Origin of the sequence: Pantoea sp. BRR-3P (assembly GCF_039621635.1) — a bacterium.
In the GTDB taxonomy this organism is placed as follows: domain Bacteria; phylum Pseudomonadota; class Gammaproteobacteria; order Enterobacterales; family Enterobacteriaceae; genus Pantoea; species Pantoea floridensis.
Map to the genome: position 1 here is coordinate 2,936,505 of NZ_CP155066.1, position 22,526 is coordinate 2,959,030.

The 22,526-nt window shown below is 55.5% G+C and carries 21 protein-coding genes; 15 read left to right on the forward strand and 6 right to left on the reverse strand.

The window, feature by feature from the left end; genetic code table 11:
* Positions 1 to 21: 21 nt before the first annotated feature.
* Entirely contained in the window at positions 22 to 1,407 is a 1,386-nt protein-coding gene (gene cysS, locus AAGR08_RS13695) for a cysteine--tRNA ligase (RefSeq protein WP_097094652.1), read from the reverse strand.
* 371 nt (positions 1,408 to 1,778) lie between these two features.
* Between cysS and ppiB the strand changes: the two genes are divergently transcribed.
* From ppiB to purK, 4 genes are all read left to right on the forward strand, one after another.
* Positions 1,779 to 2,273 carry a peptidylprolyl isomerase B gene (gene ppiB / locus AAGR08_RS13700; protein WP_097094653.1) on the forward strand — a complete coding sequence of 165 codons (495 nt, stop codon included), beginning with the start codon at positions 1,779 to 1,781 and terminating at the stop codon, positions 2,271 to 2,273.
* Positions 2,273 to 2,989: a UDP-2,3-diacylglucosamine diphosphatase gene (locus AAGR08_RS13705; RefSeq protein ID WP_345827125.1), complete on the forward strand. Its 717-nt coding sequence runs from the start codon at positions 2,273 to 2,275 to the stop codon at positions 2,987 to 2,989. The genes ppiB and AAGR08_RS13705 overlap by 1 nt, the downstream gene beginning before the upstream one ends.
* Before the next feature lie 131 nt (positions 2,990 to 3,120).
* On the forward strand, positions 3,121 to 3,630 hold the full coding sequence (gene purE / locus AAGR08_RS13710; protein ID WP_345827126.1) for a 5-(carboxyamino)imidazole ribonucleotide mutase: 510 nt from the start codon (positions 3,121 to 3,123) through the stop codon (positions 3,628 to 3,630).
* Positions 3,627 to 4,691 (forward strand): 5-(carboxyamino)imidazole ribonucleotide synthase, encoded by a 1,065-nt coding sequence (gene purK / locus AAGR08_RS13715; protein ID WP_097094656.1) that lies wholly within the window; start codon positions 3,627 to 3,629, stop codon positions 4,689 to 4,691. The genes purE and purK overlap by 4 nt, the downstream gene beginning before the upstream one ends.
* An 80-nt stretch (positions 4,692 to 4,771) precedes the next feature.
* Here purK and ybbP read toward each other — a convergent pair whose 3' ends face one another.
* Together ybbP and ybbA are read right to left on the reverse strand one after the other, a co-directional pair.
* The gene (ybbP, locus tag AAGR08_RS13720; protein WP_345827127.1) at positions 4,772 to 7,189 is read right to left on the reverse strand and encodes a putative ABC transporter permease subunit YbbP; all 2,418 of its coding nucleotides are present in this window, start codon (positions 7,187 to 7,189) and stop codon (positions 4,772 to 4,774) included.
* A complete protein-coding gene (gene ybbA, locus AAGR08_RS13725) occupies positions 7,186 to 7,872 on the reverse strand; it encodes a putative ABC transporter ATP-binding protein YbbA (protein ID WP_097094658.1) in 687 nt (228 codons plus the stop codon). The genes ybbP and ybbA overlap by 4 nt, the downstream gene beginning before the upstream one ends.
* Between ybbA and tesA the strand changes: the two genes are divergently transcribed.
* From tesA to AAGR08_RS13755, 6 genes are all read left to right on the forward strand, one after another.
* Positions 7,840 to 8,466, forward strand: a complete 627-nt coding sequence (tesA, locus tag AAGR08_RS13730; RefSeq protein WP_345827128.1) for a multifunctional acyl-CoA thioesterase I/protease I/lysophospholipase L1 — start codon at positions 7,840 to 7,842, stop codon at positions 8,464 to 8,466. The genes ybbA and tesA overlap by 33 nt on opposite strands.
* A 238-nt stretch (positions 8,467 to 8,704) precedes the next feature.
* On the forward strand, positions 8,705 to 9,781 hold the full coding sequence (locus AAGR08_RS13735; protein ID WP_345827129.1) for an acyltransferase: 1,077 nt from the start codon (positions 8,705 to 8,707) through the stop codon (positions 9,779 to 9,781).
* Between the two features lie 71 nt (positions 9,782 to 9,852).
* Positions 9,853 to 10,626: an SDR family oxidoreductase gene (locus tag AAGR08_RS13740; protein WP_345827130.1), complete on the forward strand. Its 774-nt coding sequence runs from the start codon at positions 9,853 to 9,855 to the stop codon at positions 10,624 to 10,626.
* A 79-nt stretch (positions 10,627 to 10,705) separates the two neighbouring features.
* Entirely contained in the window at positions 10,706 to 11,560 is an 855-nt protein-coding gene (locus AAGR08_RS13745) for a co-chaperone YbbN (protein ID WP_097094660.1), read from the forward strand.
* Positions 11,561 to 11,624: 64 nt separating this feature from the next.
* Entirely contained in the window at positions 11,625 to 12,539 is a 915-nt protein-coding gene (locus tag AAGR08_RS13750) for an SPFH domain-containing protein (protein ID WP_097094661.1), read from the forward strand.
* On the forward strand, positions 12,539 to 12,997 hold the full coding sequence (locus AAGR08_RS13755) for an NfeD family protein (protein WP_345829920.1): 459 nt from the start codon (positions 12,539 to 12,541) through the stop codon (positions 12,995 to 12,997). The genes AAGR08_RS13750 and AAGR08_RS13755 overlap by 1 nt, the downstream gene beginning before the upstream one ends.
* Here AAGR08_RS13755 and cueR read toward each other — a convergent pair.
* Positions 12,973 to 13,389, reverse strand: coding sequence for a Cu(I)-responsive transcriptional regulator (gene cueR / locus AAGR08_RS13760; protein WP_097094662.1), 417 nt, complete (start codon positions 13,387 to 13,389; stop codon positions 12,973 to 12,975). The two genes, AAGR08_RS13755 and cueR, sit on opposite strands and share 25 nt — an antisense overlap.
* 93 nt (positions 13,390 to 13,482) lie before the next feature.
* Between cueR and copA the strand changes: the two genes are divergently transcribed.
* The 3 genes from copA (at position 13,483) to ybaK (ending at position 17,606) form a co-directional block, all read left to right on the forward strand.
* Positions 13,483 to 15,993 carry a copper-exporting P-type ATPase CopA gene (copA, locus tag AAGR08_RS13765; protein ID WP_345827131.1) on the forward strand — a complete coding sequence of 837 codons (2,511 nt, stop codon included), beginning with the start codon at positions 13,483 to 13,485 and terminating at the stop codon, positions 15,991 to 15,993.
* A 68-nt stretch (positions 15,994 to 16,061) separates the two neighbouring features.
* Positions 16,062 to 16,862: a TraB/GumN family protein gene (locus tag AAGR08_RS13770; protein ID WP_345827132.1), complete on the forward strand. Its 801-nt coding sequence runs from the start codon at positions 16,062 to 16,064 to the stop codon at positions 16,860 to 16,862.
* A 264-nt stretch (positions 16,863 to 17,126) separates the two neighbouring features.
* On the forward strand, positions 17,127 to 17,606 hold the full coding sequence (ybaK, locus tag AAGR08_RS13775; RefSeq protein ID WP_097094665.1) for a Cys-tRNA(Pro)/Cys-tRNA(Cys) deacylase YbaK: 480 nt from the start codon (positions 17,127 to 17,129) through the stop codon (positions 17,604 to 17,606).
* Here ybaK and AAGR08_RS13780 read toward each other — a convergent pair.
* Positions 17,603 to 18,472, reverse strand: a complete 870-nt coding sequence (locus tag AAGR08_RS13780) for a LysR family transcriptional regulator (protein ID WP_097094666.1) — start codon at positions 18,470 to 18,472, stop codon at positions 17,603 to 17,605. The genes ybaK and AAGR08_RS13780 overlap by 4 nt on opposite strands.
* A 90-nt stretch (positions 18,473 to 18,562) precedes the next feature.
* Between AAGR08_RS13780 and AAGR08_RS13785 the strand changes: the two genes are divergently transcribed.
* A complete protein-coding gene (locus tag AAGR08_RS13785) occupies positions 18,563 to 18,994 on the forward strand; it encodes a multidrug/biocide efflux PACE transporter (RefSeq protein ID WP_097094667.1) in 432 nt (143 codons plus the stop codon).
* 269 nt (positions 18,995 to 19,263) lie between these two features.
* Here the strand turns inward: AAGR08_RS13785 and ushA are convergent, their stop codons facing one another.
* Entirely contained in the window at positions 19,264 to 21,015 is a 1,752-nt protein-coding gene (gene ushA, locus AAGR08_RS13790) for a bifunctional UDP-sugar hydrolase/5'-nucleotidase UshA (RefSeq protein ID WP_345827133.1), read from the reverse strand.
* A gap of 163 nt (positions 21,016 to 21,178) precedes the next feature.
* Between ushA and AAGR08_RS13795 the strand changes: the two genes are divergently transcribed.
* Positions 21,179 to 22,375 (forward strand): MFS transporter, encoded by a 1,197-nt coding sequence (locus AAGR08_RS13795; RefSeq protein ID WP_345827134.1) that lies wholly within the window; start codon positions 21,179 to 21,181, stop codon positions 22,373 to 22,375.
* The last annotated feature ends 151 nt before the right edge of the window (positions 22,376 to 22,526 follow it).

The window sequence follows — 22,526 nt, forward strand, 5'->3', positions numbered from 1 at the left end:
GCGATTTCTCGCCCTCTCCGGTTATTTGCGTCGCCAGCTGGAACCTTGTGGCCCATCCTCAACGATCACGCCCAACTCGTTGAGCTTATCGCGCGCCACATCCGCCTGCGCCCAATCTTTGGCTGCACGCGCGTCGGAACGGGCTTTCACCCAATGTTCGATTTCCGCCACTTCGTCGTCATTAACCTGCGCACCGCTTTGCAGGAACAGCTCCGGATCCTGCTGCAGAATGCCGAGCACATCGGCGATCTGGCGGAGTTTCGCCGCCAACGCATCGGCCGCCGCTTTGTCTTCAGTTTTCAGGCGATTCACTTCACGCGCCATATCGAACAACACCGAATAGGCTTCCGGGGTGTTGAAGTCGTCATCCATCGCGGTGCGGAAACGCGCTTCGAACGCTTCGCCACCCGCCGCCGTAGCGTTGGCGTCGGTGTGACGCAGCGCGGTGTACAAACGCTCAAGCGCCGCACGCGCCTGATTAAGGTTATCTTCGCCGTAGTTGAGCTGGCTGCGATAGTGGCCCGACATCAGGAAGTAGCGCACGGTTTCGGCATCGTAATGCTGCAACACATCGCGCACGGTGAAGAAGTTATCCAGCGATTTCGACATCTTCTCGCGATCAACCATCACCATGCCGGAGTGCATCCAGTAATTCACGTACGGACCATCGTGCGCACAGGTGGATTGCGCCACTTCGTTTTCATGGTGCGGGAACATCAGATCCGAGCCGCCGCCGTGAATGTCGAAATGGGTGCCGAGCTGTTTGCAGTTCATCGCCGAACATTCTATGTGCCAGCCTGGACGACCGTTGCCCCACGGCGAATTCCATGCTGGTTCGTCGGCTTTGGACATTTTCCACAGCACGAAGTCCATCGGATTGCGCTTCACGTCCGCCACTTCGACGCGCGCACCGGCCTGCAGCTGTTCCAGATCCTGACGTGACAGCACGCCGTAAGCTTTGTCGCTCAGCACGTCGAACATCACGTCGCCGTTGTCGGCGACGTAGGCGTGATTACGTTCAATCAGCGTGCCGACCAGCTCGATAATCTCATCGATATGGCGCGTGGCGCGCGGTTCCAGATCCGGCGGCAGAATGCCAAGTGCAGCGAAATCTTTATGCATTTCGGCGATCATGCGATTGGTCAGCGTTTCAATGCTTTCGCCGTTTTGATTGGCGCGCTTGATGATTTTGTCATCAATATCGGTGATGTTACGCACATACTTTAGCTGATAGCCCACGTAACGCAGATAACGCGCCACCACGTCGAATGCCACAAAGGTACGCCCATGGCCGATATGACAGAGGTCGTAAACCGTAATACCACACACGTACATACCGATTTCACCGGCATGGATGGGTTTGAATTCCTCTTTCTGTCGACTCAGGGTGTTATAAATCTTTAGCATTGAACGGTTCCGTTTGTTTTACGTGTGCGGGAATAGAACTATCAAAAATCTAGCTGTTTATTGCGTCAGCCGATCGGTTAAGCATGGTATTCAATGACCGCACATTCCGTAGCGGCGCGATTTATCGCGCAATAAATTGCGCCGCTACGATGTCTGCGCTCTGTATGATCTGTTTTCATCGCTTAACTGACCAACGTCAAGCCGGTTATTGTGCCGTATTTTTCTCAGTTGTGCATCGCTCGCTTGCCAACTGCCGTTGGGTTACTGACGCGTTATTGGAAATTGTGATATAAGGAGCGTCTACAAAAATGCCCCGCCGCCTCGCTGGCGCGGCAGCTGATACTGACGACAACCTTTACAGGAAGAATATAATGGTCACTTTCCAGACGAACCATGGCGATATCGTAATCAAAACCTTCGATGACAAAGCGCCGGCTACCGTAAAGAACTTCCTGGAATACTGCGCGGAAGGTTTTTACGATAACACTATCTTCCATCGCGTAATCAACGGCTTCATGATTCAGGGCGGCGGTTTTGAGCCTGGCATGAAGCAGAAAGATACCAAAGCAGACATTCGCAACGAAGCGAATAACGGCCTGAAGAATACCAAAGGCACGCTGGCGATGGCGCGTACTCAGGCTCCACACTCAGCCACTGCCCAGTTCTTCATCAACGTAGCAGACAACGACTTCCTGAACTTCCGTGACGAAAGCCTGCAGGGCTGGGGTTACTGCGTGTTTGCTGAAGTGGTTGAAGGCATGGACGTGGTTGAGAAAATCAAAGCGGTGAAAACTGGCCGTAGCGGCATGCATCAGGACGTTCCGGTTGACGACGTTGTCATCCAGAAAGTGACCGTTAGCGAGTAATGTCGCGCACGCTGTTTATCGCAGATCTGCATCTGTGTAATGAAGAACCGGCAATTACTGCCGGTTTTCTGCATTTTTTGCAGGGTGAAGCGCGTTCGTGCGATGCGCTTTACATTCTTGGCGATCTGTTTGAAGCCTGGATCGGCGACGACGATCCGAATCCGCTGCATCAGCAAATTGCGGCAGCGCTCACAGCGCTACCGGTGCCAACATTCTTCATTCACGGTAATCGCGACTTCCTGCTCGGCCAGCGCTTTGCGCGTGCCTGTGGCATGACGTTGCTGCCAGAAGAACAGGTGCTGGAGCTATATGGTCAGTGCGTGTTGATCATGCACGGCGATACCTTGTGCACCGATGACGAAGGCTATCAGCGTTTTCGCGCCAAAGTGCATCAGCGCTGGCTGCAGCGCCTGTTCCTCGCATTGCCTTTGCGCATGCGCATGCGCATTGCTGCGCGCATGCGTAATGGCAGCAAGCAGGCTAATCAGCACAAGTCGGTCAGCATTATGGACGTCAATCAGCAGGCCGTTGAGGAAACGATGACGCGCCACAAGCTGCGGATACTGATTCACGGCCACACGCATCGCCCGGCGATTCATCACTTCCCGCTGCATGGCGAAAACGCCCAGCGCGCGGTGCTCGGTGCCTGGCATGAGAATGGCTCGATGATTCAGCTTGATGCCAGCGGCGTAAGCCTAATCGAATTCCCCTTCTAACATCCGGGCGTAAATGCCCGTTTTCCGCCTACGCAACCGTTTTCCTTGCTGCCATCTCATGCTATTCTCTGTGCCCTTCTTCACCTGCCCGCCCGGCCAGGTTCGTTTGCATATTCACAGGAGTTGACCGCATGTCATCCAACGCCACCCCGGCCCGTATCGCCATCGTCATGGGTTCTAAAAGTGACTGGGCTACCATGCAGTTCGCCGAGGAAATTCTTAACAGCCTGGATGTGCCCTTCCACGTTGAAGTGGTCTCAGCTCACCGTACGCCCGACAAACTGTTCAGCTTCGCGGAAACCGCCGCCGAGAACGGTTTTCAGGTGATCATCGCCGGTGCTGGCGGTGCTGCCCATCTGCCGGGCATGCTGGCCGCCAAAACGCTGGTGCCGGTGCTGGGCGTGCCAGTGCAAAGTGCCGCGCTGAGCGGCGTTGATAGCCTCTACTCCATTGTGCAGATGCCGCGCGGTATTCCAGTGGGTACGCTGGCGATCGGTAAAGCCGGTGCCGCCAACGCTGCACTGCTGGCGGCGCAGATCCTGGCGATTCACGACAGCGCGCTGGCCGCGCGCATCGCCAACTGGCGTCAAACGCAGACCGATGAAGTGCTGAATAACCCGGATCCGCGGGAGGAAGCATGAAGCCGGTTTGTGTATTAGGCAACGGTCAGTTAGGCCGCATGCTGCGCCAGGCGGGTGAACCGCTCGGCATCGCGGTGTATCCGGTGGGTTTGGATGCAGAACCGTCTGCGCTGCCGATCGCTGAAAGTGTAATTACTGCCGAAATCGAGCGCTGGCCGGAAACCGCGTTAACCCGCGAACTGGCTAGCCATCCTGCATTTGTGAATCGCGATATTTTCCCGCGTCTGGCCGATCGCCTGACGCAAAAACAGCTGCTGGATCAGTTAAACCTGGCCACCGCGCCGTGGCAGCTGCTGGCCGATAAAGCCGAGTGGCCTAAGGTGTTCAATACCCTTGGCGAACTGGCGATTGTCAAGCGTCGCACCGGCGGCTATGACGGTCGCGGCCAGTGGCGCTTGCGCGCCAATGAAACCGACGCGCTGCCGGATGAGTGCTACGGTGAATGCATCGTTGAGCAAGGCATTAACTTCAGCGGCGAAGTGTCGCTGGTGGGCGCGCGTGGACACGATGGCAGCACGGTGTTTTATCCGCTGACGCATAACCTGCATCAGGACGGCATTCTGCGCACCAGCGTGGCCTTCCCGCAGGCCGATGCCGCACAGCAACAGCAGGCTGAAACAATGCTCAGCGCCATTATGCATGAGCTGAATTACGTCGGTGTGATGGCGATGGAGTGCTTCATTACGCCAGCAGGATTACTGATTAATGAGCTCGCTCCGCGCGTGCACAACAGCGGCCACTGGACGCAGAACGGCGCGTCAATCAGCCAGTTCGAGCTGCACCTGCGTGCGGTGCTCGGTTTGCCGCTGCCGCAGCCGGTGGTGTTTGCGCCGTCGGTGATGGTAAATCTGATTGGTACCGATGTGAATCTGGCGTGGCTGCAACAGCCGCTGGTGCATTTGCATTGGTACGATAAAGAAGTGCGCGCCGGTCGTAAGGTGGGACATCTTAATCTGACCGATAGCGATCGCCCGCGTTTAGCCTTAGCGCTGAATGCACTGGTGCCGCTGCTGCCGGAGGAGTATGCCAGCGGGATTGCCTGGGCAGTGGAGAAGCTCTAAGTCACCAGGTCGCCATGAATGGCGACCCTACCTGCCTCGGTAGCATTTTTCAGGGGCGGCATTCAAGCTGACCCTGTGCATTAAGCCGCCTCAAACCGCCTGAACAGCGCCTTGCCTTGCAGCAACCTTACGCCCAGCCAACCGCCGCACAGCGATAACAGCAGCGCACCACCGATCGGCAACACGATCCATAGCGTCCAGTCTGGCTGCCATGGGAAATCAAAGATCTTGCGCTGCAATCCCCACAGCGCCGCTTCCGCCCCCAACGCCGCCGCAATGCCCGACACCACGCCAAGCAGTGCAAACTCGCACCACAGCGTCCCACGCAGCAGTCGTTTGCTGGCACCCAGCGTGCGATAAACCACCAGCTCCTGGCGGCGCTGACGCATGCCCACCTGAATCTGCGCCAGCAGCAGCAGTACGCCGCACACCGTCACCAGCACCACCATCACTTCCAGCGCCTGGCTCACCTGCGTCAGCACCTGGCCTATTTGGCGCAGCATGCTGCCAATATCCAGCAGGCTCAGCGTAGGAAACGCCCGATTAAGCTGGGCCAGCAGCGCCGGATTGTTATCCATGCGGAAGCTGGTCAGCCATGTTTGCGGCTGTTGATCAAGTGCGCCCGGCGGGAAGATGAAGAAGAAATTCGGGCGCAGACTTTCCCAATCAACCTTACGCAAGCTGGTAATTTTGGCGCTGAACTGCTGAGTATCGCCACTGAAGATCAAGGTATCGCCGAGCTTCACGCCAAGACGATCCGCCAGCTCGACTTCCATTGAGACTTCACCGGCTTTTGGCGGCCAGCTGCCGGAAATCAGCGGATTGTGATCCGGACGATCGGCTTGCCACGTCAGATTGAGCTCGCGATTGAGCGCGTTATCCAGCTTCGGATCCGCCTCTTGGCCGTTCAACTCGGTCAGGCGCGCGCGAACAATCGGATAGAAGGTTTCAGGTTTAATGTGATGCCCATTCATAAAATCGCGAACCTGCGGCACCTGCTCTTGGGTGATATTCAGCAAGAAATAGTTCGGGCTATCCGCAGGGAGCTGCTGTTGCCAGCGATCGAGCAGATCGCCGCGCATCACCAGCAGCAGCGCCAGCAGCATAAACGACAGCGAAAACGCCGCCAGCTGGCTGAGCGTCATTGCCGGTTGCCGCAGCAGGCGGTTTATCGCCAGCCGCAGCGCCAGATTGCGCACCACCAGCTTTCGCAGCAGCAGTAGCGTGCCCCAGCCGAGCAACGCCAGCAATAGCGCCAGCATCACCACGCCCGCCAGCAGCGCCCACAGCATTTTGCTCCCGTCCATGAGTAGCGCCAGCAGCCCCATGACGATCAGCGCCATGGCGGGCAGATAAAAGCGCAACGGCCACACATTTGCCACCGCATCGCGACGCAATACGCGCAGGGGCTGAGTAGCCATCAGCAGACGATAAGGACGCGAACCGACCAACAGCGAGATAACGAACATCGCGCCAATTGCCCACAGCCACGGCCAGAAACTGGCGGCCGGCAGCGCGGCGGGCAGCACCGGTTTCAGCATTAACAGCAGGATGACTTCAATACCCTGCCCCAGCGCGCTGCCGACGATGGCGGCCAGCAACAGCACCGCCAGCCATTGTCCGATGATTAATCGCTGCAGCGCTTTACGCGTCGCGCCCAGCGTTTTCAGCACCGCCACCAAATCGTAGCGGCTGCGGCAATAATGGCTCATCGCCACCGCCACCGCAGCAATCGCCAGCATTAACGTTAGCAGCGCAGAGAGCAGTAAAAATTGCTGCGCACGCTGCATCGATCGCCCTAGCGCATCTTCCGAATTCTCGACGCTGACCCAGCGCTGATCGGCGTTTAGCTGTGGTTCGATCCATCGATCATAGCGTGCCAGCGGTGCCGGTTCACCCGAGAACTTATAGCGCCAGCTCAGGCGGCTGCCCGGCTGAACGGCCCCTGTTTTCTCTACGTCTGCCAGATTCATCAGCAAACGCGGCGCAGTCTGAAACGGATTGAAGCCGCCATCCGGCTCCTGGATCACTTCACCGGCAATGCGCAAGGTGGTGTCGCCGACGTCTACGCTGTCACCCACTTTCAAATTCAATAACGCCAGCAAACGCGGCGCGGCCAGCACCGTTCCCGCTTGGGGGCGCAGCCCCGGTGGATCAGTTTGCAACGTGCCAAACATCGGATAGGCATCGTCAACGGCTTTAACGTCCGCCAGCTGCGGCGTTTCTTGCGCGAAAGTCATGGTCATAAAGCTCAGCTGGCGGCTGACAGACAAACCTTCGTCACGCGCTTTACTCAGCCATGCTTGCGGCGCGGGTGCGCTGCTGCGCAAGGTGCGATCGCCCGCCATAAAGTCACGGCTCTGCTGGCTCAACCCTTTTTCCATGCGATCGCTGATCGATCCCAGCGCCAGCACGCAGGCCACCGCCAGCGTGAGCGCCAGCCAGACTATCAGCAGCGAGGGCGATCGCCACTCACGCCAGAACCAGCGCCAAATCATGCTTCCTCCCACAATTTGCCGTCACGCAGCCGTAAGCGGCGGTCGCAGCGCGCCGCCAGTTGTTCATCGTGCGTCACCAGGATTAGCGTGGTCGCAAAATCGCGGTTGAGGGAGAACAGCAGATCGGCGATGCGATCGCCGGTTTTGCGATCGAGGTTGCCGGTGGGTTCATCGGCAAACAGCAGACCGGGACGACCGCTAAAGGCGCGCGCCAGCGCCACACGTTGCTGCTCGCCGCCAGAAAGTTGTGCGGGCAGATGATGCAGACGATCTTTCAGCCCCAGCACGCTCAAAAGCTCCACGGCCTGGGTGCGGCTTTCACGATCGCTATCGCCACGCAGCAGCGCCGGCAGCTGAACATTTTCCAGCGCGTTGAGCGTCGGCACCAGCATAAAGGATTGAAAGACAAAGCCGACTTCACGCGCGCGCAGGGCCGCTCGCTGCTCTTCGTTCATGTTGTGTAGCGGCTGGCCCAGCAGGTGCACCTCGCCGCTGCTGCCATCGTCCAGGCCCGCCAGAATACCCAGCAGCGTGGATTTACCCGAGCCAGATTCGCCAATTAAGGCGATGGTCTCGGCTGGTTTGACAACCAGCTCAACTCCGGTAAGGATGGTCAGCTGATGCTCTCCCTGACCGACGGACTTAGTAAGATGATGAACTGCAACAATGTTTTCCGCTGGCATTATCCCTTCCTGTTGTTATTGCTTCTGCTGGTGTCGCGTATCGCTGCCGCCGATACCTTGCTGGTGTTGGGCGATAGCCTGAGCGCCGGGTATCGCATGTCGGCCACGACGGCCTGGCCCAGCCTGCTGAATAAAACGTGGCAACAGCAGCCCAATGTGGTGAACGCCAGCATCAGCGGAGATACCGTAGGCCTTGGGCTGGCACGTTTGCCTGGCCTATTAAAACAGCATCAACCGCGCTGGGTGTTAATCGAATTGGGCGGTAACGATGGCCTGCGCGGTTTCCCTCCGCAGAACATCGCTGCCGATCTGACCAAAGTGATCGACGAAGTGAAAGCCGCTAAGGCGCAGCCGCTGCTGATGCAGATTCGTCTACCTGCCAATTATGGACGTCGCTATACGGAGGCGTTCAGCGCGATTTATCCGCGCCTGGCACAGCAGTACAACATTCCTCTGGTGCCCTTCTTTATGGAGCAGGTCTACCTGAAGCCGGAGTGGATGCAGCAGGACGGCATTCACCCCAATCCGGATGCTCAGCCGTTTATCGCCAATCTGATGGCGACCGAACTGGCTCCGTTAGTAAAGCATGATTAATCCAGACGCGTGATTTTAACGGGTAATTATATGAAATATAAACCAGCATACTGAAAGACGCTTGCAACGCGCTGCGTAATCGCGGCGCGTATGGGTATCGTCTCACTATTTATCGCAAATATCCTTTCGATAAGCCTACAGTCTTAACTTTTGGTGGTCTCATTCTTAACAAAATGATGTAAAATTCTTCTCTTTAGACAGCGTGTTAGCAAGACGCGATCCTGGCGAAGATTATTTTATGAACAGAAGTTATTTTAAAGGTGTTCAGGCACTCAGAGGACTGGCTGCCTTAAGCGTGATGTTATTCCATTTTCGCTGGAACATTAACGAATCATACCCAAACCTGGGTGACCGGCTGTTTGGTTGGGGTGCAACAGGTGTTGATCTCTTTTTTTTAATTAGTGGTTTCGTTATCGCTTTAACCGTTAAAACTACACCGGCAACCTTTTCTGGCGCTGTAAATTTTCTCAAACGCCGTGCATTCCGTATTCTACCTGCCTATTACGCTCTTCTTATTATTACGTTTATGTTGTCCGGCGCCATGAGTACATTCCATTATGAAGATAAAGCGCTTAATTTTTTTACCTCTTTAATTTTTCAGCCAGCTTATCACGATCATGCTCCTTTTTACATCGACGATAGTGGGATGTATGGCATTCGCTGGACACTCAATTATGAGGTTTATTTTTATCTGGTAATTGGATTGTTATTAATGTTACCAATGCGCTGGCTATTTATCACTCTTTGGTTTATCGCATCTTTGGTACTTCTTCCATGGTTCAATGGTTACGCTATAAATTTCTCTCCTACCGGCTATGGCTTCTCTAGCGGGCAGTTAAACCTTATTTCGAATCCGATGATTTTGCTTTTCATCGTCGGTATGATAATTGGTGCTTCCATTTCATATATCCAACGCATTAATAGCAAACTGATGGCACTATTAGCTTTTGCATCCTTAATTTTTGCCTATAGCCAATTCAGTGAAGGGAAATTTTTAGCGCATGGCTTATTATCTTCAGGCTGGATTTACGCGCTAGTATTGCTCTTTGTTATCGGTGCTGAAAGATCTATTGAAAACTGGGTTCCGCAATGGTTACTCAAGCTGGGTGATATTTCATTTTCTCTCTATCTTATTCACAATCTTTTCAATTACGGATTGGCCAAACGTTTCGACAGCACGGGTATCGAACCTGGTATGCTGCGTTTTACCCTCTCGATAGTGTTATCTTTGCTATTAGCATGGTTATCGTGGCGCTATATTGAAAAACCCGCCTATAGAATTGGCAAAAGGCGCGAAAAGATATCGGCCACATAATAGACAAGGGTTGACTATGTCATAGCAATTCATTGATTCTGATAATAATCAAAATCATTGACTTAATTGCTATGCAAAAAACAATTCTCATCACCGGCTGCTCCAGCGGCATTGGCCTGGTTGCCGCGAATGATTTACTGGCGCGTGGCTATCGCGTGATTGCCGCCTGTCGTCGCGCTGAAGATGTGGCACGCATGGAAGCGCTGGGATTTATTGGCGTGCAGCTGGATCTGGATGATGCCGCCAGCGTCGATGCTGCGGCCGATCGCGTGCTGGAACTGACCGATCATCGCCTGCATGCGCTGTTTAACAACGGCGGTTTTGGCCAGTATGGGCCGCTCAGCAGCGTATCACGTCAGCAGTTGGAAAAGCAGTTTTCCACCAACCTGTTTGGCACCCATCAACTGACCATGCGACTGCTGCCTGCACTACAAGCCAGCGGCAACGGACGCATCGTCAATACCAGCTCGGTGCTGGGATTGATCTCCACGCCGGGACGCGGTGCCTATGCCGCCAGCAAATGGGCGCTGGAAGCCTGGAGCGATGCGCTACGCCTCGAAGTGCGCAATGCCGGCGTGCGCGTCAGCCTGATTGAGCCGGGCCCGATCAGCACCCGCTTTACCGACAACGTGCATCAGGGCGAGCAAGACAAACCGGTGCGTAATCCCGGCATCGCCGCGCGCTTTACTCTGCCACCTGAAGCGATTTTGCCGAAACTGCGTCACGCATTAGAGAGCAAACATCCGCGCCTGCGTTATCCGGTGACGCTGGTGGCCTGGGCAATGAGTCTGCTGAAACGGCTGTTGCCAGGTTGGATACTGGATCGCATTTTGCGCAGCAACTAAGCTGCAACGCAGAATCGAACTTGAACATGGGCAGCTTGCCCCCATATCCTCAACACACTTTCTGCCAAGAGACGTACTCATGTCACACGCTTTGATTATCGACATCAACGAATCCAACCTGCAACAGACGTTAGAGCAGTCGATGCAGCTGCCGGTGCTGTTCTATTTCTGGTCCGAGCGCAGTCAGCACTGTCAGGAGTTGACGCCGGTGCTGGAACGTCTGGCGCAGGAGTATGCCGGACAGTTTATTTTGGCGAAGCTGGATTGCGATAAAGAGCAGATGGTGGCGTCGCAGTTTGGCCTGCGTTCCATTCCTACCGTCTACCTGTTCCAGAACGGTCAGCCGGTTGACGGCTTCCAGGGCCCGCAGCCGGAGGAAGCGATTCGCGCTCTGCTGCAAAAGGTCTTGCCGCGTGAAGAAGAAGTAAAAGCGCAGCAAGCCATGCAATTTATGCATGAAGGCAAACCGCTGGATGCGCTGCCGCTGCTGAAAGATGCCTGGCAGCTCAGCAATCAAAACAGTGAAATTGGCTTCCTGCTGGCCGAAGTCCTGATCACCCTGAACCGCAGCGATGAAGCGGAAACGGTGTTGGATAAGGTGCCGCTGCAGGATCAGGATACGCGTTATCAGAGCCTGGTTTCACAAATTGACCTGCTGAAGCAAGCCGCCGATACGCCTGAAATTCAGCTGTTGCAGGAGCAGCTGGCGAGCGATCCCGCGAATGCTGAGCTGGCTGCTAAACTCTCCTTACAGCTGCATCAGGTTGGCCGCAACGAAGAAGCATTAGAACTGCTGTTTAGCTTCCTGAAAAGCGATCTCAGCGCCGGTGACGGCCAGGTGCGTAAAATGTTTCAGGAAATTTTAGCGGCACTGGGCACCGGCGATACCCTCGCCACCCGCTATCGCCGCCAGCTTTACTCGCTGCTGTACTGATCGGTACCGCGCGTTAAACGGGCCGAAGCGACTCGGCCCGACAATCTGACAGCCAGGAGGTTATATGTTAACGGTGATTCCCGTCATTATTGTGCTCGCACTCGTCACCGTGTGGGCCGGAGTAAAAATTGTTCCACAGGGTTATCAGTGGACGGTAGAACGCTTTGGCCGTTACACCAAAACGCTGGCACCTGGCTTAAATCTTCTCATCCCGTTCATGGATCGTATTGGTCGCAAAATCAATATGATGGAACAAGTACTGGATATTCCCTCGCAGGAAATCATCTCTAAAGACAATGCCAACGTCACGATTGATGCCGTGTGCTTTATTCAGGTTGTCGATCCGGCACGCGCCGCCTATGAAGTCAGCAATCTTGAGCTGTCGATACTTAATCTGACGATGACAAATATCCGCACCGTGCTCGGCAGCATGGAGCTGGATGAGATGCTGTCACAGCGCGATAACATCAACACCCGCTTGCTGCATATCGTCGATGAAGCCACCAATCCCTGGGGTGTAAAAATCACCCGTATCGAAATCCGTGATGTGCGTCCGCCGCAGGAGCTGATTGCGGCAATGAACGCGCAGATGAAAGCGGAAAGAACTAAACGCGCCGACATTCTGGGCGCGGAAGGTGTACGTCAGGCCGCGATTCTGCGCGCCGAAGGTGACAAACAGTCGCAGATCCTTAAAGCAGAAGGTGAACGTACCTCGGCCTTCCTGCAAGCCGAAGCGCGTGAACGCCAGGCCGAAGCCGAAGCCAATGCCACGCGCATGGTGTCTGAAGCTATAGCCGCCGGGGACATTCAGGCGGTGAACTATTTTGTGGCGCAGAAATACACCGATGCCCTGCAAAAAATCGGGGAGGCTAACAATAGCAAAGTGGTGATGATGCCGCTTGATGCCAGTAGCTTGCTTGGCGCGATAGGCGGGATCAGTGAACTGCTGAAGGAGAGCCGTCAGGAGCGCAGACCATGATCCTCATGGAGCTGATTGCGCACCCCCACTGGTTCTGGCTCACTCTGGGCGGCCTGCTGCTTGCCGCCGAAATGCTGGGCACCAGCGGTTACTTACTGTGGAGCGGCTTAGCGGCGGTGGCCGTGGCGCTGATTGAATGGATTGTTCCCATCTCATGGACCAGCCAGGGAATTATGTTTGCGGTGATGACGCTGCTGAGCGTTTTTTTCTGGTACCGCTGGATGCGCTATCGTGAATCGTCACAGCAGCCCAATACGCTCAATCAGCGCGGCAGCCAATTAATGGGGATGCAGCTCACGCTGGATAACACCCTAAAAAATGGCCTGGGCCACGTGCGCATTGGTGACAGCAGCTGGCGCGTGCAGGCGGAGAGCGATCTGCCTGCCGGTACGCCGGTGATTGTGACCGGCGTCATCGGTATTACGCTAATCATTCAGCCGCGCTTTCCCTCGGCCTGATGGCAGCACCCCGCCAGATGATTGATAATCGGACACTCCGCACCGTCATCGCCCGGACAGGCTTCTGCTAGCGCCAGCAACCGCGCGCGCATGGCATGTAACTCTTCAATATGTGCGGCAATCTCGGCGGCTTTCTGCAAGGTACGCGCTTTTACATCGGCGCTGTGACGCGCGGGATTGTTAAAAAGCGCCACCATTTCACGGCACTCTTCCAGCGTAAATCCTACCTGTCGCGCCTGACGCAGCAGGTTGAGCTCATCAATATGATGCGCAGCGTAATGGCGATAACCATTGTCACTGCGCGCTGGCGGCGTCACCACGCCTTTCTCTTCGTAAAAGCGAATCGCTTTGCTGGTAAGCCCGGTTTTTTTTGCCACATCGCTGATGTTCATATTCACCTCTTGACCTTCCCCTGAATGGAAGGTTTAGGCTCTATATCTAATGCAAATTTTGCATGCAGTCAAAACCAACATGAGGAATAAACCATGTCACACACACAACTGCTGGCGCTGGACGGTTTGTCATGCGGCCACTGTGTAAAACGCGTTAAAGAAGCGCTCGAACAGCGCAGCGATGTCGAGCAGGCGGAAGTTACCCAGCAAGAAGCCCGTGTTATTGGCGCAGCCAGTGCCAGCGATCTGATCGCCACGGTGGAACAAGCTGGCTACCACGCCGTGCTGAAAGATGGCGCTGCCAGCCCAAAGCCTGATCCGTTGACAGCTACAGAGCCGCCGCCGGAGGCGCTGACAACGGAGTCGCAACCGGCAGAAGAAAATCTTGCCGTGCATCACTTACTAATTGGCGGCATGAGCTGTGCCAGCTGTGTCAGCCGCGTGGAGCAAGCGTTACAAAAAGTGCCCGGCGTGAGTCAGGCTCGCGTCAATCTCGGTGAGCGTAGTGCGCTAATCGTGGGTGATGCTACGGCCGAAGCGCTGGTTAGCGCGGTTGATCAGGCCGGTTATTCCGCCGAAGTGATCGATGATGAACAGACCCGCCGGGAGCGTCAGCAGGTTAGCGCTCAACAAGCCATGCGCCGCTTTAGCTGGCAGTCAGCGCTGGCGCTGCTGCTCGGCGTACCAATGATGATTTGGGGCATGCTCGGCGACAACATGATGCTGAGTGCAGATAACCAAACCCTGTGGCGTACGCTGGGTATCATCACCTTGCTGGTGATGCTGATTGCTGGCGGGCACTTCTACCGCAGCGCATGGCGCAGCCTGCGTCACGGCACCGCCACCATGGATACGCTGGTGGCGCTGGGAACCGGTGCAGCATGGCTCTACTCCATGAGCGTGGCCATCTGGCCAGAATTTTTCCCACATCAGGCGCGTCATCTCTATTTCGAAGCCAGCGTGATGATCGTTGGCCTGATTAATCTCGGTCATGCGCTAGAACAGCGCGCACGGCAGCGCGCCTCAAAAGCACTGGAACGACTACTGGATTTGACGCCCGCGCAGGCGCGCGTCGTTAATGAACACGGTGAAACGCTGCTACCGCTGAGCGATGTTCAGCCAGGCATGCGACTAAAATTGGTGACCGGCGATCGTGTGCCGGTAGATGGCGAGGTTGCCAACGGTGAAGCCTGGCTTGATGAAGCGATGCTCACCGGTGAGGCGGTACCGCAGGCCAAACAGCCCGGAGACAACATCTTTGCCGGGACGCTGGTGCAGGACGGCACGCTGCAGTTTGTCGCGCGCGCTACCGGTAGCCACACTACGCTGGCACGCATCATCAATCTGGTGCGTCAGGCGCAGAGCAGCAAGCCGGATATTGGCCGCCTTGCGGACCGCATCTCCGCAGTATTTGTGCCGGTAGTGGTGGCGATTGCGCTGCTCAGCGGCCTGATGTGGTATCTGGTTGGCCCGCAGCCACAGCTGGCTTATACCCTGGTGATTGTGACTACCGTACTGATCATCGCCTGCCCTTGCGCGTTAGGCTTAGCCACGCCAATGTCGGTCATCGCGGGCGTAGGTCGGGCGGCGGAACTCGGCGTGCTGGTGCGTGACGCCGATGCACTACAGCGCGCCAGCGAAGTTGACACCATCGTGTTTGATAAAACCGGCACCCTGACGCGCGGCATGCCGCAAGTGAGCGATGTGGTGCTGTACGGGGACTGGGATCGCCAGCAGGTTTTGAAGGCGGCGGCACAACTGGAACAAGGCTCCAGCCATCCGCTGGCCAAAGCAATTCTCGACGCGGCACCGTCGGAGAGCGCCGAGGCGGTTAAGCAATTTCGTACAATACGCGGCAAAGGCATCAGCGCTAAAGTTGCCGACAGAACGCTGCTACTGGGTAATCAGGCGTTACTGAACGAGCAGCACATTGATTACAGCGCGGCACAGGCGGATATCGAGCGCTTCGCGGCGCAAGGCGCTACGCCGGTGTTGTTAGCGGATACGCACCAATTGCTCGGTTTAATCGCGCTGCGTGACAGCCTGCGACCAGAGAGCAAAGCGGCGTTACAGCGCCTGCATCAGCAGGGCTACCGCTTAATTATGCTGACGGGCGATCATCAGAAAACCGCACAGGCGATCGCCGCCGAAGCGGGGATTGATGAAGTGATTGCCGGCGTACTCCCCGACGGCAAAGCCCAGGCCATTATCCAGCTGCAGCAGCAAGGTCGCAAAGTGGTGATGGTTGGTGACGGCATCAATGATGCACCGGCGCTGGCGCAGGCAGATGTCGGCATTGCAATGGGCGGCGGTAGCGACGTAGCGGTGGAAACCGCCGCAATGACGCTAATGCGCAACGATTTGCACTGTGTTGCCGATGCACTGGCGATAGCGGGCGCTACCTTGCGCAATATGCGCCAGAACCTATTGGGTGCTTTTATTTACAACAGCCTGGGTATTCCGATTGCTGCCGGTGTGCTCTATCCCTTTACCGGTATGTTACTCAGCCCGATCGTAGCAGGCGCTGCAATGGCGCTGTCGTCCATTACCGTGGTGAGTAACGCTAACCGATTGTTGCGATTCAAGCCCGCGCAACGGCAATAGCCACTCCGGCCCTGTTTTTCAGTGAGTGAAATCGCTAGCATGGATTTTTGACTTCAAAAGGACAGGGAATGAGACACGGTCTGTGGCACAGCATCCAACAACGGATCGCGATCCTTTTCCCGGCCAGTTACAGCTGGCCGGCTATGGATATCCATCTGGATAACCGCCGCCTGCATCTGGCTGGCAGCATTCATATGGGCACGCGTGACATGCAACCTTTGCCCGCCGGTTTACTGCGCCAGCTGAATAAAGCCGACGCGCTGATTGTTGAAGCGGATATCACTCAAGGCGGATCGCCCTTCAGCAACGATGATGAATATCCGCCGCTGGCAACGCGGCTCGACGCAGAGGTTTTGCTACGGCTGCAGGCGCTGTGTGATGAGCTATCGCTATCAATTAGCCTGTTCGACACGCTGCCATTTTGGCAAATCGCGCTTATGTTACAGGCGCAGCAGGCGCAGCGGCTGGGGTTGCGTCCACAGTTTGGCATTGATTACCAGCTGTTACAGGCAGCGAAAGCCGCCAATAAACGCATCATTGAACTGGAAGGTCCGGAAACTCAGATCGCCCTGCTGAAATCACTGCCGCAGGATGGATTGCCGCTGCTGCTGGATACCCTTGAGCATTGGCATACCAACGCGCGTCTGCTGCAAACCATGATCAGCTGGTGGCTGGATGCCCCGCCAAAGCAGCAGCCGGTGGCGCTGCCCACCACCTTTAGCAGTGAGTTGAATGACACGCTGATGCGAAATCGTAATCAGCACTGGCGTGAGCTGCTGCTGGCGTTACCGAAAGGGCGATATGTGGTGGCAGTAGGGGCGCTGCATCTGTATGGCGACGATAATTTGCCGGGATTGCTGAAGCGTTAGGCCATTGCGGTGCGCCAGGATTGGCATTGCCCATCGTAGGGTCGCCATTCATGGCGACCGGTTAGAAGGGTGCAAATAACAATAAAAATCACAAAAAAAGAAGGCCAATAATAATATTGGCCCGTCAAAGAGGAATTTGTTTATGATTTTGGTTATCACCAGCAATCTCTTGCTGGCGCGGGCCAATTCTCGCGCAAAGTTCAGAATTTCGCCACTCTTTTTCCATTCAAAATGAAATAAGAATCTTCCTAACAAGGATTAAATATGACGCCTGCGGTAAAACTGCTGGAAAAACAAAACGTCACCTTTACCCTGCACCCTTACGATCACGATAGCCATGAAACCAATTTTGGTGACGAGGTGGTACGTAAACTGAATCTGGATGCGCGTCAGGTGTTCAAAACCTTACTGGTCGCGCTAAACGGTGATGCCAAAGCACTGGCGGTGGCGGTCACGCCCGTCTCATCGCAGCTGGATCTAAAAAAAGTGGCGAAGGCGCTGGGCGCTAAAAAGGCCGATATGGCCGATCCGCAGCTGGCGCAGCGCGTGACCGGTTATCTGGTAGGGGGAATTAGTCCACTCGGACAAAAAAAACGTCTGCCAACAGTAATCGATCAGCAGGCTGCGGAATTCGCCACCATCTTTATCTCCGGAGGCAAGCGCGGGCTGGATATTGAGCTGGCCGCGCAGGATTTGTCGCGCCTGCTGGATGCACCGCTGGCCGATGTGGCGCGTCGAAGCTAATCAGGCTGCTGAGCACAGAGCTGGTCGATCATCCAGCGACCAGCCGGTCCCGGCGGATTACGTCGCGACCACACCACATCGACCGCAATACGCTGCGGCCAGCCCGGCACCGGCAGCTCTTTTAGTACCTGATGCCCAAATTGCTCCACCAGCCAGCGCGGCAACACGCTCCAGCCGAAACCCTGCTCTGCCATCTCCAGCAGCAGCAAATAGGATGGCGCTGACCATACGCGACCCGCGGGCAGCGGCTCACGCGTTTGCACCCAGGTATTAAGCCGTAAATGCCGCAGCTCACCCAACTGCCCTTCACTCACCTGCTGCAGCTGCGATAAAGCATGATCCTGATGCAGATAGATCGCCATCTGTGCCCCCACCTGCAAGCGCGCAACCGCCAAATCTGGCGGCAGTTGCGGCTGAGCTCGCACCACACCAAGATGCACCCGCCCGGCCTGTAAAAGATCCAGCGCATCAGCATCCTCGGCAATCATGCATTCGAACTCAATATCCGGATAGCGTTGGTCAAAGCGATTAAGCAGATTTTGGTGATGATCGGCCTGCCAGAAATCTGAAATCGCCAGGCTGAGCCGCGGTTCCACGCCTTGCGACAAACGCACCGCCAGCTCATCCAGCCGCTGGCTAGCGGCGAGAATTTGCTGCACCTGCGCGAAGGCGCGCTGGCCATGCTCGGTTAGCACCGGCTGACGCCCACTGCGATCGAACAGCGTAAAACCCAAATCATCCTCCAGGTTTGCGACCGCACTGCTGATGGTTGACTGGCTTTTTGCCAGCGCACGCGCAGCAGCGGAAAACGATCCGCTGGCCACGGTTTGCACAAAGGCTTCTAGAGATTCCGGGGAGTACTTCATAGTGATCCATCGCTTTTATCGATAGGTGATCATTTTATCTTAGCATTACAGAGTGCCAAAATGTGCGACATCACTAATCAGGAGGTTTATATGCGTACCCGTTCGCTGAAAGAACGTTTTTGTCATGCCGCAGGCTTTGAAGGGTTGGCACTTATCACTGTTGCGCCGCTGGCTGCCTGGATCATGGAGAAACCGCTGTTTCAGATGGGCGCGTTAGCGATAATGCTGTCGACCGTCGCCATGCTGTGGAACATGATCTATAACACCGGCTTTGATCGCATCTGGCCGCCACAGGTTAAACGCGGCTTCGGTCTGCGTGCAATGCATGCGCTGGGTTTTGAAGGGGGCTTTATCCTGATCGGCTTGCCGATTGCGGCCTGGATGCTGAATATTTCGCTGCTGGACGCTTTCGTGCTGGAAGTGGCGTTCTTTCTGTTCTTCCTGCCTTACACCATGGTCTACAACTGGGTGTGGGATAAGTTGCGTCAACGTTGGGTGACGCAGAAAAATTGCCAGGCTTGATAAACCGGTCACCATGAATGGCGACCCTACGTGGATATCGCCGGGTTTTTGTAGGGTGCGCATTCATGGCGTAATGCTCGTCAGTTAAGCGTGAATCGGTCACCATGAATGGTGGCCCTACGTGGATATCGCCGGTTTTTTGTAGAGTGCGCATTCATGGCGTAATGCTCGTCAGTTAAGCGTGAATCGGCCACCATGAAGGGTGGCCCTACGTGGATATCGCCGGGTTTTTGTAGGGTGCGCATTCATGCGCACCGGGAAATCGGCGTTCAGTGTTGTGCCGCGCGCGGCCAAATCCACGCCAGAATCATCTGCGGATAGCTTGGCTTCCGCTCCTTCTCCTGGGCTTTATTACGCTGTTCAATCTGTGCTTCCGTCAGATGCACAATACCGGTTGGTACAAAATCATCAACTTTCAAGGGTGAATGCTGGCTGACAAATTCACGCAGCGCATCCGCATCGCGCAGCCCGCTATTGCTGAATCCGGCATGGTTTTCGATCACCGGATAACCGTCGCCACCGCTGGCATTAAAGCTATTCGTCGCCATACGGTAGGTTTTATCCTTTTGCAGCGGTGCGCCGTCGATCTTCACCTCGCTAACGCCTTTGCCATCCGCCACCAGACTGATGTTGGTGAACTGCGCGAAGCCGCCTGAATCCACTTTGATATTGGCCACCGTTGCCAGATAGTTCAGCAACTCATTGCCAGTGAGCGTAACCGACACCACCTGATTGCCGAACGGCTGCACCTGCAGCAGATCGCGCCAGCTGAGATTACCCTTGTCCAGCGAAGCGCGAATGCCACCGCCGCTCATAACCGCAAAGTCTGCTTTGGTCGCCGCCATTTGCGCACGTAAAATCAGCTGGCCAAGATTGGTTTGCTCAAAACGCACCTTGTCGCGCTCACCGACAAACACACCGTCACTGCTGCCGACGTTAACATCCAGCTTCTTGCCTGCGCGCAGCTGGTAAGGGGTTAACAACTTCATCATCGCGCTGTTTTTCGGGATCTCTTCCTGCCAGGTGAGCCAGGATTCGCTGCCGTCGAGGTTCTTCACTTTGTGCTTTAGATTAACCGGGATCAGCTGGTAGCTATCCAGCGTCAGCTCGCCGTTGCGGAAGGTGAAGTCGCCGCGACCAACAAACTTGCCCCACTCTTTGGCCTGCATAATCCACACGCCGTTCTGGCGATCCGGCTGGCAAGGTTGGCCCGGCTGATAATCTTTCACGCTGACATTCTCTTTTGCCATGCACACGGCATCCTGCGAGTGACCACCAACAATCACGTTGATGGTACCCGGCGGCAGGCTGCGCGCTAACTCCACATCGCCCGGCGCATTACTGCCATGCTGGCCATCGTCATAATGGCCCATGTGCGTCAGCGCGATGATAACGTCAGGTTTTTCAGTGGCACGCAGCTCAGCCACCGCTTTCTCGGTCTCTTGCACCGGATCGCGAATATCTATCGTCGCGATGTTCTCAGGATTGGCGATGCGCAGCGTGTCGGTCGTCGTCAGGCCAATTACGGCAATCTTCAAGCCCATACGATTAAATGTCGCCCACGGCTTAAATAAGCGCTTATCGGTGCCTTTTTGATAGATATTGGCCGAAAGGAAGGGGAATTTGGCCCACTTTTGCTGCTTTTGTAGCACACTAAGCGGTTTATCAAACTCATGATTACCCAGCGCCATGGCGTCATAGCCCACGAGATTCATGCCGCGTATATCCGGTTCAGCATCCAGCATATCTGACTCTGGCACGCCGGTGTTCACATCACCTGCCGACAGGATCAGCGCACCGCCACCTTTGGCCTGAACATCATAGCGCTGTTGATCCATCAATGTTTTTTGAGCGGCCAGGCCGTATTCACCTTGTGCATTAGTCCAGTAACGTCCGTGATGATCGTTGGTATGCAGAATACTGAAACGATAGCTGCGATCCGTTTGCCATGCTTGCGCCAGCATCGGCAGCAGTAACATCAGCAGCGCCACCCAGCGCCCTCTTCGCGGTAATAAAAACAAAGCCGATCTCCTTATTCTGCGTTTTTCCACTGAGCTGTGGACTAAATGTGCTTTATCGCCCACCTGTGTCGCACAGATGGCACTTTAACTCAAGACGAAAGGCTTATAGAGTCAATCAGTAAGTAACAATCTGATAACGATAACCGCCCTTTTCAGGATTATTATGGCAAGTGAACTCGCATCCCCGGCACGCGCACCGGGCCGCACCGCTTTTGGCATCTTAGGCGCCATCAGTCTCGCGCATCTGCTTAACGATATGCTGCAATCTTTGTTGCTAGCCATCTATCCGATGTTGCAGAAAGATTTCAACCTCAATTTTGTACAGATCGGCTTGATTACACTGACTTTTCAGGTCACCGCCTCGCTGCTGCAACCGCTGATTGGTCACTACACCGATAAGTACCCCAAACCCTGGTCGCTACCGGTGGGCATGGGCTTTACGCTATGTGGGTTGATTCTGCTGACCTTTTCCACGACCTATCCGCAAGTGCTGCTGGCTGCCGCGCTGGTGGGAAGCGGTTCGTCAGTATTCCATCCGGAATCTTCACGCGTGGCGCGTATGGCTTCCGGCGGTCGTCACGGTTTGGCGCAGTCGTTGTTTCAGGTAGGCGGCAACTTTGGCAGCGCACTGGGGCCACTGCTGGCGGCGATGATCGTGGCGCCTTACGGCAAAGGCCATCTTGGCTGGTTTGTGCTGGTAGCGCTGCTGGGTATTATCGTGCTGCTGCAGGTGAGCCGTTGGTATAGCCACCAGCAGCGTGCAAGCAAATCCAGCACCACCGTGGCGCCGGTGAATCCGCTGCCGCGTAAAAAAGTCGCACTGGCCATAAGTATTTTGCTGCTGCTGATCTTTTCCAAGTACTTCTATCTCACCAGCATCAGCAGCTATTACACCTTCTATTTAATACAGAAATTCGGGCTTTCCGTGCAGGCTTCGCAATTCCACCTGTTTGCCTTCCTCGGCGCGGTGGCTGCAGGCACCATTATCGGTGGGCCTATTGGCGATAAGATTGGGCGAAAATACGTAATTTGGGTGTCTATTCTTGGCGTTGCCCCGTTCACACTCCTCTTGCCGCATGCCAACTTAATGTGGACCAGCGTACTGAGCGTGATCATCGGGCTGATTCTTGCCTCGGCATTTTCCGCCATTTTGGTCTACGCCCAAGAGCTGATGCCGGGACGTATCGGTATGGTTTCTGGGCTGTTTTTCGGCTTCGCCTTTGGTATGGGTGGGCTGGGAGCCGCCGTGCTCGGCGTAGTGGCCGACCACACCAGTATCGAATGGGTTTATCAAATCTGCGCCTGGCTTCCCCTTATCGGCCTTTTAACCGCTTTCCTCCCCGATAATCGCCACGCCTGACCTTCTTTCGCGGGGGCAACTGCTTTTCCTTGCCCCCTCTCGCTCTGCATGTTTCCTGCCGATAACCTGAGATAAGTGATGAAAATGCAGCTTCAGCACCGTTTTTATCTCATTTTTTCAATTTAGCGACTTTTTACCGCTCAAATGTTTA